The 1476-nt window shown below is 56.2% G+C and carries 2 protein-coding genes; both read left to right on the forward strand.

Annotation, left to right across the window (positions count from 1 at the left end; translation table 11 throughout):
• Positions 1-609 (forward strand): hypothetical protein (locus CW742_RS12815; RefSeq protein WP_292420975.1); only part of this gene is annotated, 609 nt, incomplete at its 5' end.
• Positions 610-748: 139 nt separating this feature from the next.
• A complete protein-coding gene (locus tag CW742_RS12820; protein WP_292420977.1) occupies positions 749-1390 on the forward strand; it encodes an FmdE family protein in 642 nt (213 codons plus the stop codon).
• Positions 1391-1476: the final 86 nt, after the last annotated feature.

The raw sequence follows: 1476 nt of genomic DNA on the forward strand, positions 1-1476 counted from the left end.
GTGCAGGCTGTCATGAAAAAACTCTACCGGGTCCTCCCGATTCTTGCCGATCTGATCCCGGCCGCACTCGCTGCCTGCGACGGCGTCCTGTTTGACACGCTCACCCGGTGTCCTCACTGCGGTGGCAGCCTGTCCGCCTATGACATCAGGATGAAACAGTTCGCTGTCGTGACGGAAGGCAGCGGTACCAGGACTATTATGGTTCGTATCCGGAGATTCCGGTGCGCTGCGTGCCGTGCCGTTGTGTACGCCCCCCAGCCGTTTTATCCGGATACCCGTGCAGGAGCCCCGGTCGTCGATCTCTGTATAGCCCTTGCAACCCTCAAGCCTTATGCGCGCGTATCGACCTACCTGCGTCAGATCGGAGTGATCGTTGACCGGTGGAGTGTCCGGAATTATGCCCGGCGGGGCTATCCTGCTCCCTTCACGGTTGATGTATCCGGAATCCCGATCCCCCTCTCGTTTATCCTCCTCGCAACACGGTCAGCGCAGGCCCCTGATGGGCATCAGCTCTCATCTGTCGACATTCTTGAGGCATGCTGGTTCCGGCCGAACGCTACCGTCCCGGAATTACATTCCATAAAGGATCTCATGGATTTTTTCCGGTAAATCCTTTCCGGAAACCGGATCGATCCCGAGGAACACCAGGTTTTCCCGGTTGGCGGATACCCCCTAACCTCACGACCGGTTTACCCCAAGTAATTACTTTTCATAACATGTTTATCAGATGTCATCCAACTCTGTGGTTATGAGTTCCGCAAAATCCGAATATTCTCTCGCCGAGCTCAAGGAACGGATGGATGATTACGGAATTGGGTCCGTCCTGCAGGACTGGTTGTACCGCTCATCGGAGTTCCATACCTATTCGGCTCCGGGTCTCCTCATCGGCGTCTTCATGATCGATTATGCGATGGAACTGCTCGGCGCAGATCCGCGGGAAAAACTCTACACGGTATGTGAAACGCACAAGTGCGCACCCGATGCGGTCCAGGTGGTTGCCCATTGCACCTTTGGGAACAACCGGCTCCGCATTATCCCGACCGGCCGTTTTGCGCTGACCCTGAACCGGTCGTCGGCGGAAGAAACGACGGAAGCGGTCCGGGTTTATATCGATCCGAAAAAACTGGAACGGTTCCCGATCATTTTTACCTGGTTCACAAAGAGCCCGGATTTTGATAAGAAAACCATGGCCAGACAGCTTACCGATCAGATTCTTGGGGCGCGGCGGGAGATCCTCTCCTGGGAGCGGGTTCGTGTCCCGGTTCGCAGGAAAAAGGAATGGAAGTCGGCAACCTGCCCGGTCTGCGGGGAGCATGTTCCCGAGCACCTGCTTGAGGAATGGGTATGCGCAAGCTGCGGTTCCCTGCACTATTATGAAAAAGCGACCTGACCGCAGGTATGGATGCCCCTGATATGCCAGTTCTCTTTTTTGGACGCTTCCCGGTATTCAGCGCCGGCCCGTGTGCTGCGGTAGGA

The sequence above is a fragment of the Methanoregula sp. genome (genome assembly GCF_002835825.1).
Classification (GTDB): Archaea; Halobacteriota; Methanomicrobia; order Methanomicrobiales; family Methanospirillaceae; genus Methanoregula.